Here is a 21,821-nt window from a genome sequence, read left to right as displayed (position 1 = left end):
GGTGTACCCCCCCGGCCCGGGGGGGGCCCCCGGGGCGTACGGCGGGCGCCGGTCGTGAGTGAGAAACAGTGTTAGAACGCTGTTTCTCACTCACGACCCGGGCGGGCGCGCGGTTCAAGCGTGCGCCGTAAACCGCGGCGTCGCGGACAGCGACCTGGTCCTCGGTGCCGCCGAGCACACCCGCGAGCCGGGCTACCGCGCGGGCGTCGAGGACTGCCGGCAGGTCGACCAAACCGCCCCAACGGTCTGCGTGTTCGAGGGCGGCGGTGCGGCCGAAGCCCCAGAGCGCCGCCTGCGTCGCGCTGCGGACCGGGTCGGCGCCGCCGACCGAGACCGCACCCGATGTCGCGCACCACAGCGATGCCGTGCCATCGAGTGCCTGGACGAGTTCCAGAGTCGCCGCGAGCCCCGCCGAGATCGCGGGCGCGTCCGGTGCCGGGCGCTCGTCGAAGGCCAGCAGGGACAGCACCCCCGCGAAGTCGCCGTCGGGCAGTTCGGCCATGCGCGCGGGAACGCAGTCGAGGCCCGCGGTCAGCGTCTCGAGGAAGTCCGGCTCGACACCGTGCTCCGGAAGCACGAGCAGCCATGTGCCCGGCGCTCCTCCGGCGGGCCCGGACAGCGGCCGCCAGTTCACGGCGTACCGCCACTTGTCCACAGTGGACGACTCGCTGTGCCACCGGGCGAGCAGCGGCAACGCCGTTTCCAGGCTGGCCAGTTCAGCGGGGTCCAGAGTGGACGACAGTGCGGTCAGGTCGGCGTGCTCGATCGCCGTCCAGAATTCGGTATCCGGTGCGGTCTCGGTGATGCGGGGCCAGAACCGTTCGCGCTGGAACGGGTAAGTCGGCAGCACGACGAACCGCGCCGGGGGCACCACCGCGGTCCAGTCCGGGCCGCGGCCGGCGACGTGGAGGTGGGCCAGCGCGGTGAGCAGCGTGCGCTCCTCGGGCCGGTCCTTGCGCAGCGTCGCTGTCGCGGGCAGGGTTTCCTGCGCCAGCGCGGCGAGCACCCCGTCCGGGCCCAGCTCGACGCAGCCGGTCACACCAAGCTCGGCCAACGCGCCGACGGCGTCCGCGAACCGCACCGGCTCACGGACCTGGCGCACCCAGTACACCGGCGTCAGGATCTCGTCGCCAGCCAGTCGACCGGACACTGTGGACACCAGCGGGATCTTCGGCGCGTGGAAGGTCAGGTCGTCGGCGACCGCCGCGAACGCGTCCAGCATCGGGTCCATCAGCGCCGAGTGGAACGCGTGCGACACCGGGAGCCGCCGGACCTTGCGGCCCAGCCCGGCGAAGTGCCGTTCGATCGATTCGACGGCGTCGACCTCCCCCGAGACGACCGTCGCTTGTGGACCGTTGAGGGCCGCGAAACCCACGCCGTTGCACAGAACCGCGGCAACCTCGTCCTCGGTGGCCTGCACGGCCAGCATCGCGCCACCCGTCGGCAGGGCCTGCATCAGACCCGCCCGGGCCACCACCAGTCGGCACGCGTCCTCGATGGACAGCACTCCGGCGACGTGCGCGGCCGCCAGCTCACCGATCGAATGACCCGCCACGTAGTCCGGCCGGACGCCCCACGACTCCAGCAGCCGGAACGACGCCACCTCGACCGCGAACAGCGCGGGCTGCGTGTACCCGGTCTCGTCCAGGAGTGACGCGTCGCCGAAGACGACTTCGCGCAGCGGGCGGTCCAGCGCCGAGTCCACCAGCGCGCAGACCGCGTCGAACGCGTCCGCGAACACCGGGAACCGCGCGTACAGCTCCGCGCCCATCCCGACGCGCTGCGAACCCTGGCCGGAGAACAGGAACGCCGACTTGCCGGCCGACTGGACGCCGTGGACCAGGTTCGGCGCCGTCCCGCCGGCCGCGAGGGCTTCGAGACCGGTCGCCAGTTCGGCGAAGTCCGCGCCGAGGACGACGGCCCGGTGTTCGAACGCGGCGCGTCCGGCCAGGCCGGCGGCCACGTCGGTGACGTCGGCGTCCGGCAGTCGCAGCAGGTCACGAGCGGCGTCCCGCAGCGCGGCTTCGGACCGGCCGGACAGCACCCACGGGACGAGACCACCCGGAGCCGCCGGAGACTCGGCCGCGGGCACGCCTTCGAGGATCACGTGGGCGTTCGTGCCGCTGACGCCGAACGACGACACGCCCGCGCGCCGTGGACCCGCGTCTTCCGGCCAGGCCTGCGCTTCGGTCAGCAACGCGACCGCGCCGCTGTCCCAGTCGATGTGCCGCGACGGCCGGTCGACGTGCAGCGTCTTCGGCAGCAGGCCGTGCCCCAGCGCGAGGACCATCTTGATGATCCCGGCGACGCCCGCCGCCGCCTGCGTGTGCCCGATGTTGGACTTCAGCGAACCGAGCCACAGCGGCCGCTCGCGGTCCTGGCCGTAGGCGGCGATGAGCGCCTGCGCCTCGATCGGGTCGCCCAGGGTCGTCCCGGTGCCGTGCGCCTCGACCGCGTCCACATCGGACGGTTCGAGTCCCGCGCTCGCCAGCGCCGCGCGGATCACGCGTTGCTGCGAAGGTCCGTTGGGGGCGGTCAAGCCGTTCGACGCGCCGTCCTGGTTGACCGCCGAGCCGCGCACCAGCGCGAGCACCGGGTGCCCGTTGCGGCGGGCATCGGACAAGCGCTCGACGAGGATGAGCCCGACGCCTTCGCCCCAGCCCGTGCCGTCCGCGCCGTCGGCGAACGCCTTGCAGCGGCCGTCTTCGGCCAAGCCGCCCTGCTTGCTGAACTCGAGGAACGCGCCCGGCGTAGTCATCACCGTGACGCCGCCGACGAGTGCCATCGAGGACTCGCCCGAGCGCAGCGACTGCGCCGCCCAGTGCAGCGCCACCAGCGACGACGAACACGCCGTGTCGACGGTGACGGCGGGGCCTTCCAAGCCCAGCACGTAGGAGATCCGGCCGGAGACGACCGAGCCGGCGTTCCCGGTTCCGGCATGGCCTTCCGAACCGCCTTCGCCGGCCTCGCGCAGCAAAGTCGCGTAGTCCTGGCCGTTGGTTCCGATGTAGACACCGACCTGGGAACCGCGCAGCGACAAGGGATCGATGCCCGCGCGCTCGAAGGTTTCCCACGACGTCTCCAGCAGCAGCCGCTGCTGCGGGTCCATCGCCAACGCTTCACGCGGCGAAATCCCGAAGAAGCCGGGGTCGAAGTCGGCCACACCGTCGAGGAAGCCGCCGTGGCGCGTGTAGCTGGTGCCCTCGTGGCCGCGGTCCGGGTGGTACAGGTCGGCCAGGGGCCAGCCGCGGTCTTCGGGGAAGGTGGTGACGGCGTCGCGGCCCCCGGCCAAGAGGTCCCATAGGTCTTCGGGCGAGCGGACGCCGCCGGGCAGGCGGCAGGCCATCGACACGATGGCGAGCGGCTCGTCCTCGACGACGGCGGACCGCGTGACGACCGGGGCCACGGCGGTCCCGGCCAGCTCTTCGCGCAGGTAGCCGGCGACGGCGGCCGGGGTCGGGTAGTCGAACACCAGCGTCGCGGGCAGTGGGCGCCCGGTCGCGGCGCCGAGGCCGTTGCGCAGCTCGACGGCGGTCAGCGAGTCGACGCCGAGGTCCTTGAACGCCCGGTCGGGCTCGACCGCGTCCGGCCCGGGATAGCCGAGCACGGCGGCGGCCTGCGCGCGGACGACGTCCAGCAGGAGCGCGTTCTGGTCCTCTGTGGACAGTTCGGCCAGCCGCGCGAGAAGAGGCTGCTCGTCGGGAGTGCTCATCGCGTCCCGCGCTTCGGGCAGGTCGGCGAGCAGCGGGCTGGGACGGGTGGTGGTGAAGCCGGGCACGAACTTCGCCCAGTCGACGTCCGCGACGATCGGGTTCGGCTCCCCGCCGGCGATCGCGCGGCGCAACGCGGCCACGGCCAGGCGCGGCGGCATCGGCGGCACGCCGCCCCGGCGCATCCGGTCGGCGACCAGGTCGTCGGCCGCCATCCCGCTGCCGCCCCACGGACCCCAGGCCACGGCGGTGGCGGGCAGCCCGGCGGCGCGGCGCTGCTCGGCCAGCGCGTCGAGGCCGGCGTTCGCGGCGGCGTAGGCGGCCTGCCCGACCGCGCCGAGGCTGCCCGCGAACGACGAGAACAGGACGAACGCGGACAGCTGGCGGTCGCGGGTCAGCTCGTCGAGGTGCCGGGCCGCGTCGAGCTTGGGCCGGAACACGGCGCCGAGCTGGTCGGCGGTGACGCCGTCGAGCACGGCGTCGTCGAGGACCCCGGCGGTGTGGATGACGGCGTCGAGGTCGGGCAGCGTGGCCAGCAGGCCGGCCACGGCGTCCCGGTCGCCGACGTCGCAGGCCGCGACGGTGACCTGGGTGCCGAGCGCGGCCAGCTCGTCCCGCAGGGCCGTCGCGCCCGGGGCGTCGAGGCCGCGGCGGCCGGCCAGCACGAGGTGGCCGGCGCCGCCCTCGGCGAGCGTGCGCGCGACGACCGCGCCCAGCGCTCCGGTACCACCGGTGATCAGCACGGTCCCGGCGGGCGACCACGGCTCGGCGGCCGGGCCAGTGGACCGCCGCAGCCGGCGGCCGAAGACACCCGAAGCGCGCAGCGCCACCTGGTCTTCGGCCGAGGTCAGGACGGCCGTCAGCCGGTCGAGGGCGCGGTCGTCCAGGTCGGCGGGCAGGTCGACCAGACCGCCCCAGCGCTGCGGGTACTCCAGCGCGGCGACCCGGCCGAGGCCCCACAGCGGCGCCTGCTCGGGGGCGCGCAGCGGGTCGGACTGCCCGGTGGAGACCGCGCCCCGGGTGGCGACCCAGACGGGGGCGGTCGCGCCGCGGACCAGCTCGATGGTGCGCAGGAGAGCCGTGGACGCCTCGCCGTCCAGAGCCAGCAGCGAAAGGACCCCGTCGGCGTGCTCCGGCAGCCGGTCGAGCGTCACGGGGACGAACCCGCGGCTCACCAGGGCGTCGAGCACCGGTGACGTGAAACCCTCCGGAACGACGGCCAGCCACGTCCCGGTGAGCGGGGCCGGTGTGGTCGGCACCGGCGTCCAGCCGATCCCGTAGCGCCAGGCGTCCACTGTGGACTTCTCTTGCCGCTGGGCGCGGTAGGCCGACAGCGCGGGCAGCAGGTCGCCGACCGCGTCGGCCGGCAGGTTCAGGACGTCGGCGAGGGTGCCGGTGTCCACCGCGGACCAGAACGCGTCGTCCCCGGCGCCGGTCGCGGGCGACGGCTCCAGCCAGTAGCGCTGCCGCTGGAAGCCGTACGTCGGGAGGTCGATCCGGCGGCCGCCGGGCAGGACGGCCGACCAGTCGGGCCCGTGGCCGGACACGTGCAGCCGGGCCAGGCCGGTCAGCGCGGCCTGCGGCTCCGGCCGGTCGCGGCGCAGCAGCGCCGTGACCGCGGCGCCGTCGGACAGGCATTCCTGGGCGAGCGCGGCCAGCGCGCCGTCGGGACCCACTTCGAGGAACCCGGTCACGCCCGCGTCGCGCAGCCAGCCGACGCCGTCGGCGAACCGCACGGCCTCGCGGACGTGCGAACCCCAGTAGTCCGCCGAGGTCAGGCGGTCGGCGAGGGTGCCGGTGACATTGGAAACGACCGCGATCTTCGGCGGGTGGAAGGTGAGCCCCTCGATGACCTGACGGAATTCGGCGAGCATGCCGTCCATGCGGGCGGAGTGGAACGCGTGCGAGACGTCGAGGCGCTTGGTCTTGCGGCCGAGCCCGGCGAAGTGCCCGGCCGCGGCCAGCACGACGTCCTCGTCACCCGACAGGACCAGCGAACCGGGAGCGTTGACGGCGGCGATCGAGAGGCCGTCGACCAGGTCGATCTCGTCCTCGGCAGCTTGGACGGCCACCATCGCGCCGCCCGCGGGCAGCGCCTGCATGAGCCGGCCGCGGGCGGCGACCAGCGTGCACGCGTCGGCCAGCGACAGGACTCCGGCGACGTGCGCGGCGACCAGCTCGCCGATCGAATGGCCGAGCAGGTAGTCCGGGACGTACCCCCACGACTCGGCCAGCCGGTACAGCGCCACCTCGACCGCGAACAACGCGGGCTGGGTGTACGCGGTGTCGTCGAGGTGCTCACCCGACGCGATTACCGTCCGCAGTGGACGGTCGAGGTGCCGGTCGAACTCCGCGCACACCGCGTCGAAGGCCGCGGCGAACACCGGGAACCGGGCGTGCAGCTCCGCGCCCATCCCGGCTCGCTGGGAGCCTTGGCCGGTGAAGAGGAAGGCCAGCTTCCCGGGCCGGACCGTGCCGCGGACCAGGCCGGGCGCGACGCCGTCCGCGGCGAGGGCGTCGAGGCCGCGCAGCAGCTCGGCGCGGTCCTCGGCGAGGATGACCGCGCGGTCGTCGAGGGCGGCCCGGCCGGTGGCCAGCGACCACGAGAGGTCCGGCAGGTCCGCACTGTCCACAACGGACTTGAGGCTGGCGGCCTGCGCCCGCAGCGCGACCGCGCCGCGCGCGGAAACCAGGAACGGCAGCAGGCCCGGCACGACCGGCGGCACGTCGTTCTCGTCGGCCGCGGGTGCTTCCGACAGCAGGACGTGGGCGTTGGTGCCGCTGACGCCGAACGCGGACACGCCGGCCCGGCGGGGCGCGTCCCGCTCCGGCCACGGCATCGGCTCGGCCAGCAGCTCGACGGCGCCGGCCGACCAGTCCACGTGGGACGTCGGCGCGTCCAGGTGCAGAGTCCGCGGGAGGCGCCCGTGCCGCAGGGCGAGGACCATCTTGATGACGCCGGCCGCGCCGGAGGCGGCCTGGGTGTGCCCGATGTTGGACTTCACCGCGCCCACGCGCAGCGGCCGGTCCGCCGGGCGGTGCTGCCCGTAGGTGGCCAGCAGCGCCTGCGCCTCGATCGGGTCGCCGAGGGTGGTGCCGGTGCCGTGCGCTTCGACGACGTCCACATCGGACGGCGACAGCCCGGCGGCGGCCAGCGCGGCACGGATGACCCGCTGCTGCGACGGTCCGTTCGGCGCGGTGAGGCCGTTGGACGCGCCGTCGGAGTTGACGGCCGAGCCCTCGACCACGGCGAGCACCGGGTGGTTGCGGCGCCGCGCGTCGGACAGGCGCTCCAGCAGCAGCAGGCCGACGCCCTCGCCCCAGCCGGTGCCGTCGGCGGCCTCGGCGAACGGCTTGCACCGGCCGTCGCCGGCCAGCCCGCCCTGGCGGGCGAACTCCAGGAAGACGGCCGGGGTCGACATGATCGTCGCGCCGCCGGCCAGGGCAAGGGAGCACTCGCGCTTGCGCAGGGCCTGACAGGCGAGGTGCAGCGCGACCAGCGCCGACGAGCACGCCGTGTCGACGGTGACGGCGGGACCTTCCAGGCCGTAGCTGTAGGCGAGCCGGCCGGACAGGACGCTGCCCGCGTTGCCCGTGAGCAGATGCCCGGCGACCTCGTCGGTCTCGCTCCCCACGCCGTACCCGGACGGCGTCGAGCCGACGAAGACCCCCGCCGAAGTCCCGGCGAGCGAGCCGGGGTCGATGCCCGCGCGTTCGAAGACCTCCCAGGACACTTCGAGCAGGAGCCGCTGCTGCGGGTCGGTGGCGAGCGCTTCGCGCGGGCTGATGCCGAAGAACGCCGGGTCGAACGTCGTGGCGGTGTCGACGAACCCGCCCGTGCGCGCGTAGTCGCCGCCGGTGGTGTCCCAGCCGCGGTCGGCCGGGAACGGCGTCATCGCGTCGGCGCCGCTCTCGACGAGGTCCCAAAGCTCCTCCGGAGAGGTCACGCCGCCCGGGAACCGGCAGCCCATCGCGACGATCGCGATCGGCTCCTTCTCCCCCGCCTCCAGCTCCTGGAGGCGTTGCCGGGTCTCGGCGAGGTCGGTCGTGACCCACTTCAGGTAGTCCCGGAGCTTGTCTTCGTTCACCAGCGCCCTCGCCTGTGGTCTTCGTGCGTTTCACCGGCGCGTCGTCACGACCTGCCGAGCTCCCGGTGGATGAAGTCGAAAATTTCGTCGTCCGTCGCGGCTTCGAGCTGCTGGGCGACCCGGGGACGGCCGTCGGGCGCCCGCGCTTCCCCCAGCTTGTCCAGCATGGTCCGAAGGCGGCTGGTGATTTGACCAAAGGCGGCATCCTCTGGGGAAACCCCTGAAACCAGCGCTTCGATCCGGTCGAGCTCCGTCAAGACCGAGGCTTCTTCGCCGGCCAGCGCCGAAAGCAGGAACCCGGCCAGCGCCGACGGCGTCGGGTGGTCGAAGACGAGGGTGGCGGGCAGCTTCAGCCCGGTCGCCGCGCGCAGGCGGTTGCGCAGCTCCACCGCGGTCAGGGAATCGAAGCCGAGCTCCTTGAACGGCCGGTGCGCGTCGACCTCGCCGGCACCGGAGTGCCCTAGGACCCGGGCGATGGCGTCGCGGACGTGGTCGAGGACCACGCGCTCCTGCTCGACCGGCGGCAGGCCGGTCAGCCTGCTGGTGAACGACTCCGCCGTCGCCTCCGGTTCGGCCCGCTGGGCGTCCAGGGCCCGGCGGACCGCGGGCAGGTCGTCGAGCAATGGCCGCGGCCGCGCGGCGGTGAAGCCCCGGACGAACCGGTCCCAGTCGACGTCGGCGACGGTGAGGACGGTTTCGTTGCGGTCGAGCGCCTGGCCCAGCGCGAGCAGCGCCCGCTCCGGGGGCATCGCGCCGACGCCGCGGCGGCGCAGGTGCTCCTCGGCGTCGTTGTCACCCGCCATGCCCGCGCCCCGCCAGGCGCCCCACGCGACCGAAGTCGCGGTGAGCCCGCGGTCGCGGCGGCGCTGGGCGAGCGCGTCGAGGAAGGCATTGCCCGCCGCGTACGCGCCCTGGCCGCCGCTGCCCCAGACGCCGGCGTTGGAGGAGAACAGGACGAACGCGTCGACGTCGTCCAGGAGCTCGTCGAGGTGCGTGGCGCCGTCGACCTTGGCCGCCACCACCTCGGCGAACTCGGCGAGGTCGGTGTCGTCCAGCGCGGTGCCCTGGACGATCCCGGCCGCGTGGAAGACGGCCCGGACGGGCGTACCGGCTTCGGCCAGCTCGTCGAGCAGCGTCTTGAGGGCCGCTCGGTCGGCGACGTCGCAGGCGGCGATCGTCGTCTCGGCGCCGAGCCCGGCCAGTTCGTCGCGGAGTTCGGTCGCGCCCGGCGCCGTTTCACCGCGCCTGCTGGTCAGTACCAGGCGTTGTGCCCCGCGGCCGGCGAGCCAGCGGGCGACGTGCGCGCCGACCCCGCCTGTGCCGCCGGTGATCAGCACGGTGCCGGACGGCCGCCAGTCGCGGGCCGGGGCGCCCTCGCCGAGCGGGGCGGGGACCAGGCGGCGGGTGAGCACCCCGGACGTCCGGACGGCGACCTGGTCTTCGTCGCCCGCCGCGGCGAGGAGCCCGGCCAGCCGCCGCCGGTCGCGGTCGTCCGTCGTCTCGGGCAGGTCGATCAGGCCGCCCCAGCGGTCGGCGTGTTCCAGGCCGATGACCCGGCCCAGGCCCCAGACCTGGGCCTGGCCGGCGTCGGTGAGCACGTCGCCGCGGCCGGTGGCGACCGCGCCCGCCGTGGCGAGCCAGAGCGGGGCGGCGATCCCGGCATCGCCGAGCGCCTGGGTCAGGAGCAGGGTGTTCTCGATCCCGCGTTGCCCAGCCGGGTCGAGCGCCAGCAGCGAGAGCACGCCGTCCACCGGGGCGAGGTCGACCAGGCGCTTGCCGAGCGTGGCGCGGTCGGTGTCGCCGACGGTCAGCGCGACGACGGTGGCGCCCGCGTCCTCGACGGCCTTCCGGCCCGCGTCGATCCAGGCGTGGTCGCCTTCCGGCGTGACGAGCAGCCAGGTGCCTTCGAGAGGCGGTTCGTTGATCGCCAGAGGCTTCCACGTGATCCGGTAACGCCAGCCATCCACAGTGGACTGTTCGAGCCGGCTGCGCCGCCAGGACGCGAGGGCGGGCAGGACGTCACCGAGGGGTTCCGGCGCGATCGCGAGGGTGCCGGCGAGCGACGTCACGTCCTCGCGTTCCACCGCTTCCCAGAACCGCTCGTCGAGCGGGTCCCCGGCCGGCGCCGCGGGCTGCGCGGGCTTCGGCCAGTAACGCCGGTGCTGGAACGGGTAGGTGGGCAAGCTGATCGTGCGCGTCTCGGGCACGAAGGCCGTCCAGTCGACGGTGTGCCCCTGCGTCCACAGCTCGGCGACCGAGGTCAGGAAGCGGCGCGGATCACCTTCACCGCGGCGGAGCGTTCCGACGACGACGCCGGGGGCGTCGTCGAGGGTCTCCTGGACCGCGCTGAGCAGCACCGGGTGCGCGCTGACCTCGACGAAGAACCGGTGCCCGCGCTCGATGAGCGTCCGGGTCGTGTCGAGGAAGCGGACCGGCTCGCGCAGGTTCCGGTACCAGTAGCCGCCGTCGAGGGTGGCCGTGTCGACCGGTTCGGCGGTCACCGCGGAGTAGAACGGGATGTCGCCCGTGCGCGGCCCCAGGCCCGCGAGGACCTCGCGGAGCTCGTCGCGGATGCCTTCCACGTAGCTCGAGTGGGAGGCGTAGTCGACCGGGATCCGCCGGGCGCGGATGTCCCGCTCCGCGCAGTGGGCGATCAGCTCGTCCAGGGCGGCCGGGTCGCCGCACACCACCGTCGACGCCGGGCTGTTGTAGGCCGCGATCGCGACCCCGTCCGGCAGCAGCTCCGCGACACGTACGGCGTCGAGTGCGACCGAGGCCATGCCGCCGCGGCCCGCGAGCCCGGCGGCGATCGCCTTGCTGCGCAGCGCGACGACCTTCGCACCGTCCTCGAGGGACAGTCCACCCGCGACGACCGCCGCCGCGATCTCGCCCTGCGAGTGCCCGGCGACGGCGTCGGGTTCGACGCCGGCCGAGCGCCACAGCGCGGCCAGCGACACCATCACGGCCCAGGACGCGGGCTGCACCACGTCGACCCGTTCCAGCGCCGCCGCGTCGCCGAGGACGTCGGTCAGCGACCAGTCCACGTACGGCTCCAGCGCGGCGGCGCATTCGGCGAGCCGGTCCGCGAAGACGGGCTCGCCGAGCAAGCCGACGGCCATGCCCGCCCACTGCGCACCCTGGCCGGGGAAGACGAACACCGTCTCCCCCGCGGCCCCGGCCGTGCCGGTGACCACGGACGACCCCGGCGCGTCGGCGGCCAGCCCGCGCACCCCGTCGCGGTGGTCGGCGAGGACGACCGCACGGTGTTCGAAGGTCGATCGGGTGCGCACCAGCGACCACGCGATCTCCGCGACGCTCCCGGGCACCTCGGCCAGGGCGGCCGCGCGGTCACGGACCGCCGCTTCGGACCGGCCCGACAGCACCCACGGCACCGGCCCCGAGCCGCCGTCCGCATCGAGCGCCACCTCGGGGCGCTCGGGTGGCTGCTCGACGATGATGTGCGCGTTCGTGCCGCTGACCCCGAACGACGAGATCCCGGCGCGACGCGGACCTTCCCGCTCGGGCCACGGCCGCTGCTCGGTCAGCAACGACACCGCGCCGCTGTCCCAGTCGACGTGCCGCGACGGCGCACCGACGTGCAGCGTCGCCGGCAGCACGCCGTGGCGCAGGGCCAGCACCATCTTGATCACGCCGGCGACCCCGGCCGCGGCCTGCGTGTGGCCGACGTTGGACTTGATCGAGCCCAGCCACAGCGGCTCTTCGCGGTCCCGGCCGTACGTCGCCAGCAGCGCCTGCGCCTCGATCGGGTCACCCAGGGTCGTCCCGGTGCCGTGCGCCTCGACGGCGTCCACATCGGACGGTTCCAGGCCGCCGTTCGCCAGCGCCGCCCGGATGACCCGCTGCTGCGACGGCCCGTTGGGCGCGGTGAGCCCGTTGGACGCGCCGTCCTGGTTGACCGCGGAACCCCGCACGATCGCCAGCACGGGGTGGCCGTGACGGCGGGCGTCGGAGAGCCGTTCGACGAGCACGACGCCGACGCCTTCGCCCCAGCCGGTGCCGTCGGCGGTGTCGGCGAACGCCTTGCACCGCCCGTCCGGCGCCAGCCCGCGCTGCCGGCTGAACTCCACGAACAGCCCGGGGGTCGACATGATCGTCACCCCGCCGGCCAGGGCCAGGGAGCATTCGCCCGCACGCAGCGACTGGGCGGCCAGGTGCAGCGCGACCAGCGACGACGAGCACGCCGTGTCGACCGTCATGGCCGGGCCTTCGAGGCCGAGCTCGTAGGCGATCCGTCCGGAAAGGACACTGCCCGCGCTGCCGGTGGCGAGGTAGCCGTCGACGCTCTCTTCGCCGAAGTGCAGGGCCGCGGTGTAGTCCTGCCCGTTGGTCCCGGCGAACACCCCGACGGGCGCGCCGCGCACCGAGAGCGGGTCGATGCCCGCGTGCTCCAGGGCCTCCCAGGACGCCTCCAGCAGGAGCCGCTGCTGCGGGTCCATGGCCAGCGCCTCGCGGGGTGAGATCCCGAAGAACTCGGCGTCGAACCGGTCGGCGCCGGCCAGGAACCCGCCTTCGCGGACGTACGTCGTTCCGGCGTGGTCGGGGTCGGGGTCGTAGAGCGCGCCGGTGTCCCAGCCGCGGTCGGTGGGGAACTCCGTGACGGCGTCGCGGCCCTCGGCGAGCAGGGCCCAGAGTTCGTCCGGGTTGCGCACCCCGCCGGGGAAGCGGCAGCTCATCCCGACGATGGCGATCGGCTCGTCGGTATCCTTCGCGGCGACTGCCGGCGTCTCGTCGACCGCGCCCAGCAGTTCGGCGCGGAGGTACGCCGCCAGCGCGGTCGCGGTCGGGTAGTCGAACGCGAGCGTGGCCGGCAGCCGCAGCCCGGTCGCCGTGTCGAGGCGGTTGCGCAGCTCGACCGCGGTCAGCGAGTCGAACCCCAGCTCCTTGAAGGTCCGGCCGGCCGGGACGTCATCGGCCGAGCGGTGGCCGAGCGCGAACGCCACCTGCTCGCGTACCACCTTGAGCAGCAGCTTCTCCGCGTCGCTTGCGTTGGCGAGCTTGTCCACGAGGGAATCCGTGGGCGCCGCGGGCCGGACGTCCGGGAGGTCGGCGAGCAGCGGGCTCGGGCGGTGCGCGGTGAGCGCGGCCGCGAACCGGTCCCAGTCGATGTCGGCGACGGTGACGGCCGCGCCGCCGCTCTCGACCGCGGCCCGCAGTGCGGCGATCGCCCGGTCGGGCCGCAGCGGGACGAGCCCGGTGCGGCCGAGGTGCTCCTCGGCGGCCGCCGCCGTGGCCATCCCGCCGTCGGACCACGGTCCCCAAGCGACCGACGTCGCCACCAGTCCCTGGGCCCGGCGCTGTTCGGCGAGCGCATCGAGGTAGGCGTTCGCGGCCGCGTAGTTGCCCTGCCCCGCCGCGCCGAAGGTGCCCGCGCAGGAGGAGAACAGGACGAACGCTTTTAGCGGGTGCCCGGCGGTCAGTTCGTGCAGGTTCCGGGCCGCGACGGCCTTGGCGTCGACGACCTCGGCGAGCCGCTGCGGGGTGAGGGCTTCGAGCACGCCGTCGGCCAGCACCCCGGCGGTGTGCACAACGGCGGTGAGTTCGCCGACGGTGTCCAGGGTCGCGGCGAGCGCCGCGCGGTCGGTGCTGTCGCAGGCCAGGACGTCGACCCGGGCGCCGAGCGCGGTCAGCTCTTCGCGCAGGGCGGCCGCACCGGGGGCGTCGGGGCCGCGGCGGCTGGTCAGGACGAGGTGCTCGGCGCCGGCGCCGGCCAGCCAGCGGGCGACGTGCCGGCCGAGGGCGCCGGTGCCGCCGGTGACCAGGACGGTGCCGCTCGGCTGCCACGGCGTCCCCGGACGGGCCGCGCGGCGGGTGAGCCGCCGGGCCAGCACCGCGGCCCCGCGGAGGGCGACCTCGTCTTCCCCGGTCGCGCCGCCGAGGATCGCGTGGAGGCGGGCGGGCACGGACTCGTCGGCGGGCAGGTCGACGAGGCCGCCCCAGCGGTGCGGGTGTTCCAGGGCAACGGTGCGGCCGAGGCCCCAGACCATCGCCTGCGCCGGATCCGGCACGTCGCCCTCGGCCGCGGCGACCGCGCCGCGGGTGACGCACCACAGCGGCGCGTCGATCCCCGCGTCCCCGAGCGCTTGGACCAGCGCGAGCTGACCTTGGACGTCCAAAGTGGACACTACGCCGGTGACGTCCCGGCCTCGCAGGCGCGCGGCGATCGACGCCCGGTCGTCTCCGGGAGCGACCTCGAGCACGTCGTCCAGAAGGTGCGAGTCGGCGCCCGCGGGCACCACGGCGAGCCAGTTTCCGGACAGTGAGACCTCGCCCGGGTCGGCGACGGTCTGCCAGGTGACTTCGTACTCCCCGATCGGGGACGGCCGGTGCGACGACCGGTTCTCCAGCCAGAAGCGCTTGCGCTGGAACGGGTAAGTCGGCAAGGCGACCGTGCGAGGGACGTACCCGGGGTGCGCCGCGCGCAGGACCGCACTCCAGTCGACGGTGTGGCCGCGGGTGTGCGCGTCGGCCAGCGCGGTGAGCAGGCTCGGGTACTCGGCGCGGTCCTTGCGCAGCACCGGCACCGACGGGAAGGCGGCCACGGCCGAGAGCACGCCGTCGGGGCCGAGTTCGAGCGCCCGCGTGACGCCGAGTCCGGCGAGGGTTTGCGTGGCGTCGGCGAACCGGACGGTCTCGCGCACCTGGCGTACCCAGTACTCCGGGCTCAGGACTTCGTCCCCGGCGAGGTGACCGGACACCGTGGACACCAACGGGATCTTCGGTGTGGTGTAGGTCAGCCGACCGGCCACGCGGGCGAACTCCGCCAGCATCGGGTCCATCGCCGCCGAGTGGAACGCGTGCGAGACCGTCAACCTGCGGACCTTGCGGCCCAGTCCCGCGAAATGCCGTTCGACCGCGTCGACGTCGCCCGAAACCACCACGGCCTCGGGCCCGTTCACCGCGGCCAGGTTCACGCCGTCGTCCAGGACGGCGGCGACCTCGTCCTCGGTGGCCTGCACGGCCAGCATCGCCCCACTCGCGGGCAGCGCCTGCATCAAGCCCGCCCGCGCGGCGACCAGCGTGCACGCGTCCTCGAGGGACAGCACGCCGGCGACGTGCGCGGCGGCCAGCTCGCCGATCGAGTGCCCGGCCACGTGGTCCGGGAGCACGCCCCAGGACTCCAGCAGCCGGAACAACGCCACCTCGACGGCGAACAGCGCGGGCTGGGTGTAGCCCGTCTGGTCAAGGAGTCCGGCATCGCCGAAGACGACTTCGCGCAGCTGGCGGTCCAGCTCCGCGTCGAGGTGCACGCACACCGTGTCGAAAGCCTCGGCGAACACCGGGAACCGCTCGTACAGCTCCGCGCCCATCCCGACCCGTTGCGAACCCTGGCCGGAGAACAGGAACGCCGTCTTCCCGGGCTCGGCCGGGGCGAAAGGGGACGAGTCGAGGTCGTCGCCCACGAGCACGGCCCGGTACTCGAACGTCGACCGCGCGGCCAGCGCGAACGCGATGTCCAGACGGTCGCCGTCGACGGTCGTGAGTCCGCGGGCGGCGTCGCGGACGGCCTGCTCGGTCCGTCCGGACAGGACCCACGGCACCAGACCGGGTTGCGGGTCATTGTGGACAGCGGGAACCGCCGGTGGCTCCTCGATGATGACGTGGGCGTTGGTGCCGCTGACCCCGAACGAGGACACGCCCGCGCGGCGCGGCCGGTCACCGGACGGCCAGGGCCGGGCCTCGGTCAGCAGCCGGACCTCGCCCGCCGTCCAGTCGACCCGCGTCGACGGCTGGTCGACGTGCAGCGTCTTCGGCAGTGTCCCGCCCCGCATCGCCAGCACCATCTTGAGCACGCCGACGACACCGGACGCCGCCTGCGTGTGCCCCAGGTTCGACTTCACCGAGCCGAGCCAGAGCGGCTGCTCGCGGTCCCGGCCGTAGGTCTCCAGCAGCGCCTGGGCCTCGATCGGGTCACCCAGGCTCGTGCCCGTCCCGTGCGCCTCGACAGCGTCCACATCGGACGGTGCGAGACCCGCGTTCGCCAGCGCCGCGCGGATCACGCGCTGCTGGGACGGGCCGTTCGGGGCGCTCAGGCCGTTGGACGCGCCGTCCTGGTTCATCGCCGAACCACGCAGCAGCGCGAGCACCGGGTGGCCGAGCCGCTGCGCGTCCGAAAGGCGCTCGACCAGCACCAGCGCGACGCCCTCGCCCCAGCCGGTGCCGTCGGCGGCGTCGGCGAAGGCCTTGCACCGGCCGTCGCCGGCCAGGCCGCCCTGCCTGCCGAACTCCTGGAACGCACCCGGCGTCGCCATCACCGTGACGCCACCCGCGATCGCCATCGACGACTCGCCGGAACGGACCGACTGCGCGGCCAGGTGCAACGCCACCAGCGACGACGAGCACGCCGTGTCGACGGTGACCGCCGGGCCTTCCAGACCGAGCACGTAGGACACCCGGCCGGACACCACGGCACCGGCGTTCCCGGTGAGCAGGTGCCCCTCGACCTCTTCGGGCGCTTCGGTCTGGCCGGTCGCGTAGCCCTGGGTGCCGCAGCCGACGAACACCCCGGCGGCACTGCCGCGCAGCGAGCGCGGGTCGAGGCCGGCGCGTTCGAAGACCTCCCAGGCACTTTCCAGCAGCAGCCGCTGCTGGGGGTCCATGGCCAGGGCTTCCCGGGGTGAGATGCCGAAGAAGGCGGCGTCGAACTCGTCGGCGTCGTGGACGAACCCGCCCACGCCGTCGAGGTCCCAGCCACGGTTCACCGGGAACGGCGACAGGCCCTCGGCGCCGGCCGCGACCAGGGTCCACAGGTCCTCCGGCGACCGCACGTCCCCGGGCAGGCGGCAGGCCATGGACACGATGGCGATCGGGTCCTCGGTGTCCGCCCGGGACACGAGCTGCTCGGCCGCCACGGGGTCGGCGTCGATCAGCTCGTGCCCCAGCCGCGCGGCGAGCCGCCGCGGGTCCGGGTGGTCGAACAGCACGACGGCGGGCAGCTTGAGCCCGGTCGCCGCGACGAGCCGGTTGCGCACTTCGAGGGCGATCAGGGAATCGACGCCCAGGTCGCGGAAGGCCCGGTCGGGCTCGACCGAGCCGGGTCCAGGGTAGCCCAGCACGGCGGCGGTTTCGGCGCGGACGAGGTCGAGCAGCGCGTCGGCCCGCGCGGACTCGCTCAGCCCGGAAAGGTACTGCTTGGCCGGTGCGTCCGGGGCCGTGGTTTCCTCGAGGATCCGGCGGACCTCGGGCAGCTCGTCGAGCAGCGGGCGGGGGCGGGCGGCGGTGAAGGCGGGCGCGAACCGCGTCCAGTCCATGTCCGCGACGGACAGGAAGGTCTCGTCGGCCGCCAGGGCCTGCCGCAGCGCGGTGAGGGCGAGCGCGGGGTCCATCGCGCGGATACCCCGGCGGCGCAGCTGCTCGCCGGAGCCGTCGCCGGTCATGCCGGGCCCGGCCCACGCGCCCCACGCCACCGACGTCGCGGGCAGGCCGCGGTCGCGGCGGTGCTGTGCGAGGGCGTCGAGGTGGGCGTTGGCGGCGGCGTACGCGGCCTGGCCGCCGCCGCCCCAGACGCCGGCGTTGGAGGAGAACAGCACGAACGCGTCGACGTCGCCGAGGAGTTCGTCGAGGTTCTTCGCGCCGTCGACCTTCGCGCGCAGCGTCTCGGCGACCTCGGCACGGTCCAGATCGGCCAGTGCGGCCGAGCGGCCGACCCCGGCGGCGTGCACGACGACGCGGGGTTCGACGTCGGCCAGCAGCGCGGCCAAGGCATGGCGGTCGGCGACGTCGCACGCGGCGACGGTCACCTCGACACCGAGCGCGGTCAGCTCTTCGCACAGCTCGGCGGCACCGGCCGCGTCGGGACCCCGGCGGCTGGTCAGGACCAGGTGATCGGCGCCGGCTTCGGCCAGCCAGCGGGCGACGTGCGCGCCGAGCGCGCCGGTGCCACCGGTGACCAGCGCGGTCCCGCTGGTCCGCCACTCCCCTCGCGGCGTGCCGAGCGGCGCGGGGACCAAGCGGCGGACCAGCACCCCGGCCGCGCGAATCGCGACCTGGTCTTCGTTCGCTCCGGCGAGTACCCGGGCCAGGCGGCCGAGCGCGCGGTCGTCGAGCGTTTCGGGCAGGTCGACGAGACCGCCCCAGCGGTCCGGGTGCTCCAGGGCCACGACCCGGCCGAGGCCCCAGACCTGCGCCTGCGCCGGGTCAGCCAGCCGGTCGGAGCGGCCGGTGGAGACGGCGCCGCGGGTCAGCAGCCACAGCGGCGCGGCCACCGTCCGGACCAGCTCGACGGTCCGGTAGAGGCCGTCATCGGCGAAGGCGAGCAAGGACAGGACGCCGGTGACGCCCTCGGTGGGCAGCTCCGGGAGCGGGGCGCCGGGCTCGACGGTCAGCAGGATCGGCTCGGCGCCGTGCGCGGCCAGGCCGTCGATGAGGTCGGCGACCGGATGGCCGGCCGGGGCGATGACGAGCCAACGGCCGGAGAGGTTCGCTTCCGGTGGAGTCGAAGGCCGCCAGGCGATCCGGTAGCGCCAGTCGTCCACAACGGACTGTTCGTGGCGGCGCTTGCGGTACTGGGCGAGGGCGGGCAGGACTTCGGTGAGCGCCGTCGCTTCGAGGTCGAGGGAGCCGGCGAGCGCTTCGGCGTCGCCACTGTCCACAGCGGACCAAAAGTCACTGTCGGCCGCGGCCGCTTTTTCGGCCGGGGTCAGCCAGTAGCGTTCGCGCTGGAACGGGTACGTGGGCAGGTCGACCGGGCGCGCGCCGGGGAAAAACGGGGCCCAGTCGACGACGGCGCCGCGCGTCCACAGCTCGGCCAGTGACGTCAGGAAGCGCGACAAGCCGCCGTCACCTCGGCGCAGTGATCCGACGACGACTGGCTCGTCCAAGGTTTCCTGGACGGCCGCGGCGAGCACGGGATGGGCGCTGACCTCGACGAACGTCGTGTACCCGGCTTCGGCGAGGCCGCGTACGGCCGTGTCGAACAAGACCGTTCGGCGCAGGTTGCGGTACCAGTACCCGGCGTCCAAGGGACCGGTCCAGTCGCCGAGCACCGAGGAGTGGATCGGGATCTCTCCTTCGCGCGGGGTGATGGGGGCGAGCGCGGCGAGGAGGTCGTCCTCGATGGCCTCGACGTGCGCGGAGTGTGAGGCGTAGTCGACCGGGATGCGGCGGGCTCGGATGCCTTCGGCCACGCAGGTTTCGACGAGTTCGTCGAGTGCGGCCGGCTCGCCGGACAGCACGACCGAACCCGGACTGTTGACCGCCGCGATGCTGATCCGCTCGTCCAGCCTCGCGGTGACCTCGGTCTCGGGCAACGCGACGGAGGCCATCCCGCCCTTGCCTGCGAGTTTCTCGGCGATGAGCTTGCTTCGCAGGGCGACTACGCGAGCACCGTCCTCAAGGGACAGTGCACCCGCGACGACGGCGGCGGCGATCTCGCCCTGGGAATGCCCGACAACCGCGCCGGGGCGCACGCCCGCCGACTGCCAGAGCGCCGCGAGGGAGACCATCACGGCCCACGAGGCCGGTTGCACGACGTCGACTCGTTCCAAGGCCTCGGTGTCGCCCAGAACGTCGGTCAGGCTCCAGTCCACATAGGACTTCAGGGCTGTCTCGCACTCGGTTAGGCGTGCGGCGAACACCGGGGATGCCGCGAGGAGGTCGACGGCCATCCCGGCCCACTGGGCACCTTGGCCGGGGAAGACGAAGGCGGTCTTGCCCGGCGGTGCGGCGACGGCCCGGACCACCTCGGCCGACGGTGTCGCGTCCGCGAGCGCGTCCAGGCCGTGGACCAGGTCCTCGACGGTGTCACCGACCACGGCGGCGCGGTGTTCCCAGGCGGTGCGGGCAGCGAGTGTCAGGCCGACGTCGCGTGGCTCGTCTATGACGGTTTTGCGCAGCAGGTCGGCCTGTGCGCGTAGGGCTTCGGCGGTGCGCGCGGACAGCACCCAGGCTGTCGGGCCGTGTGGTGTTGGGGTTTCTTCGGTCGTGGGCTCGGCTGCTTCCAGGACGACGTGGGCGTTGGTGCCGCCGACGCCGAACGACGAGACGCCGGCGCGTCGGGGGCCGCCGGTTTCGGGCCAGGGGGTGTGCTCGGTGAGCAGCTCGACCGAGCCGCGCGTCCAGTCGACCTGTGTGGACGGCTCGGTGACGTGCAGGGTGCGCGGCAGTTCGCCGTGGCGCAGCGCGAGGACCATTTTCATCACACCGGCGACTCCGGCGGCGGCCTGGGTGTGCCCGATGTTGGACTTGATCGAGCCGAGCCGGAGGGGGTGTTCGCGGTCGCGTCCGTAGGTGGCGAGCAGGGCTTGCGCCTCGATCGGGTCGCCGAGGGTGGTGCCGGTGCCGTGGGCTTCGACAGCGTCCACTTCGGACGGTTCGAGGCCCGCGTTGGCGAGTGCGGCGCGGATGACGCGTTGCTGGGAAAGGCCGTTGGGGGCGGTGAGGCCGTTGGAGGCGCCGTCGGAGTTCACGGCGGACCCGCGCAGGACGGCGAGTACCGGGTGGCCGTTCTTGCGTGCGTCGGAAAGGCGTTCGACGAGCAGCAGGCCGGCACCTTCGCCCCAGCCGGTGCCGTCGGCGGTGTCGGCGAAGGATCGGCACCGGCCGGAGGCGGAAACCCCGCCCTGGCTGGTGAATTCGACGAAGACGGCGGGCGTGGCCATGACGGTGACGCCGCCGGCGAGCGCCATCGAGCACTCCCCCGCGCGCAGGGCCTGCACGGCGAGGTGCAGCGCGACGAGCGACGACGAGCAGGCGGTGTCGACGGTGACGGTGGGGCCTTCGAGGCCGAAGGTGTAGGCGAGCCGTCCGGAGGCGACCGAGACGGCGCTGCCGGTGAGGAGGTGGCCGCGGACTTCGTCGGGGAGCGTGTCGAGGTCGGTGGAGCCGTAGGCTTGGTTGCTGCAGCCGATGAAGACGCCGGTACTGCTGGCTTTCAGGGCGTCTCGGTCCAGTCCGGCGCGTTCGAAGGTCTCCCAGGCGACTTCGAGCAGGAGGCGCTGTTGGGGGTCCATGGCGAGCGCTTCGCGCGGGGAGATGCCGAAGAAGCCGGGGTCGAAGCCGGCGGCGTTGTCGAGGAAGCCGCCCTCGGCGGTGTTGCTGCCGGCGAGTTCGGCGGCGGTCCAGTTCCGGTCGGCGGGGAAGCCGCCGATGGCGTCGGTGCCGTTCTTCAGGAGGTCCCAGAGGTCGTCGGGGTCGGTGACGCCGCCCGGGAAGCGGCACCCCATGGCGACGACGGCGATGGGTTCGCGGGCGGCTTCGGTGAGCCGGTCGTTGTGTTCGCGCAGGCGCTTGTTGTCCCGCAAGGACGCCCGGAGCGCTTCGACGACCTTGTCCTTGTCCTTGCCCTTGTCGGCAGACAGTGTCACCAGGTACCTCCGGGTTCACGGCGTGGTCGCCTCGAGTGAACCGCATGCGGGACCCGCAAATCCCTAAAGTCGGCGGTTGGGGGGTGGGTTGTCCCCAGGGGTGGGTGGTTGTGGACAACCGGGCTTGTGGGTTGGCTTTTCCGGGCGGTTCGTCGGGGGTGGGCGATAGGCTGGATCGGGGTCAGGCCCCCAGGGACGGGTGGGGTTCGGTCTGTGGGGCGGGCTGCTGGCGGGGCGCACCTTGACCAGTCAGGCGGCCTGGCCGGGTGGGGGCTCTCTTCCGGCTGGTGGGGCGCCGTTCGGCATGCCTCGGACAGGCCGTTCTGCCGCCGACTGCCGGATGTCGAACGTCTTGGAGTCATTCAAGACCCCGCGCCTTGAATGGCTCTTTCAAGACAACCGCCGGCGAGGCCGCCGACCTGCGCCAGCTGAAATATCCAGCCCGCCCCCCGACTTTGCCCGGACCCAGTCAGGGACCGGTGGGGTTCGCTCGGTGGGCGGGGGTTGGCCGGCGGCGGGACTTGCCCGGGCGAGTGGACTCGATCTGCATGGCTCGGTCAGCAGGAAAACCTGACTGACCGAGCGCAGCCCGAACGAACTCGACCAGCCGGCGCGAAACTCGGCCAGGCGAGCGGCCCCGACGAACGGTGCTCTGGCAGCGGGACCGACGCGACCGACCGAGCGCAGTTCGCGCAGCCGGA

Annotated in this window: 2 protein-coding genes; both read right to left on the bottom strand. The window is 73.9% G+C overall.

The window, feature by feature from the left end:
• Positions 1 to 7,798, bottom strand: a 7,798-nt coding sequence (locus ACIRSS_RS40705; protein WP_400904854.1) for a type I polyketide synthase, incomplete at its 3' end; no start/stop codon positions are given.
• 44 nt (positions 7,799 to 7,842) lie between these two features.
• Entirely contained in the window at positions 7,843 to 21,120 is a 13,278-nt protein-coding gene (locus ACIRSS_RS40700) for a type I polyketide synthase (RefSeq protein ID WP_400904852.1), read from the bottom strand.
• Positions 21,121 to 21,821 lie beyond the last annotated feature (701 nt).

Origin of the sequence: Amycolatopsis sp. NPDC101161 (assembly GCF_044768185.1) — a bacterium.
In the GTDB taxonomy this organism is placed as follows: Bacteria; Actinomycetota; Actinomycetes; order Mycobacteriales; family Pseudonocardiaceae; genus Amycolatopsis.
This window is presented reverse-complemented; position numbering and strand designations above follow the sequence as displayed.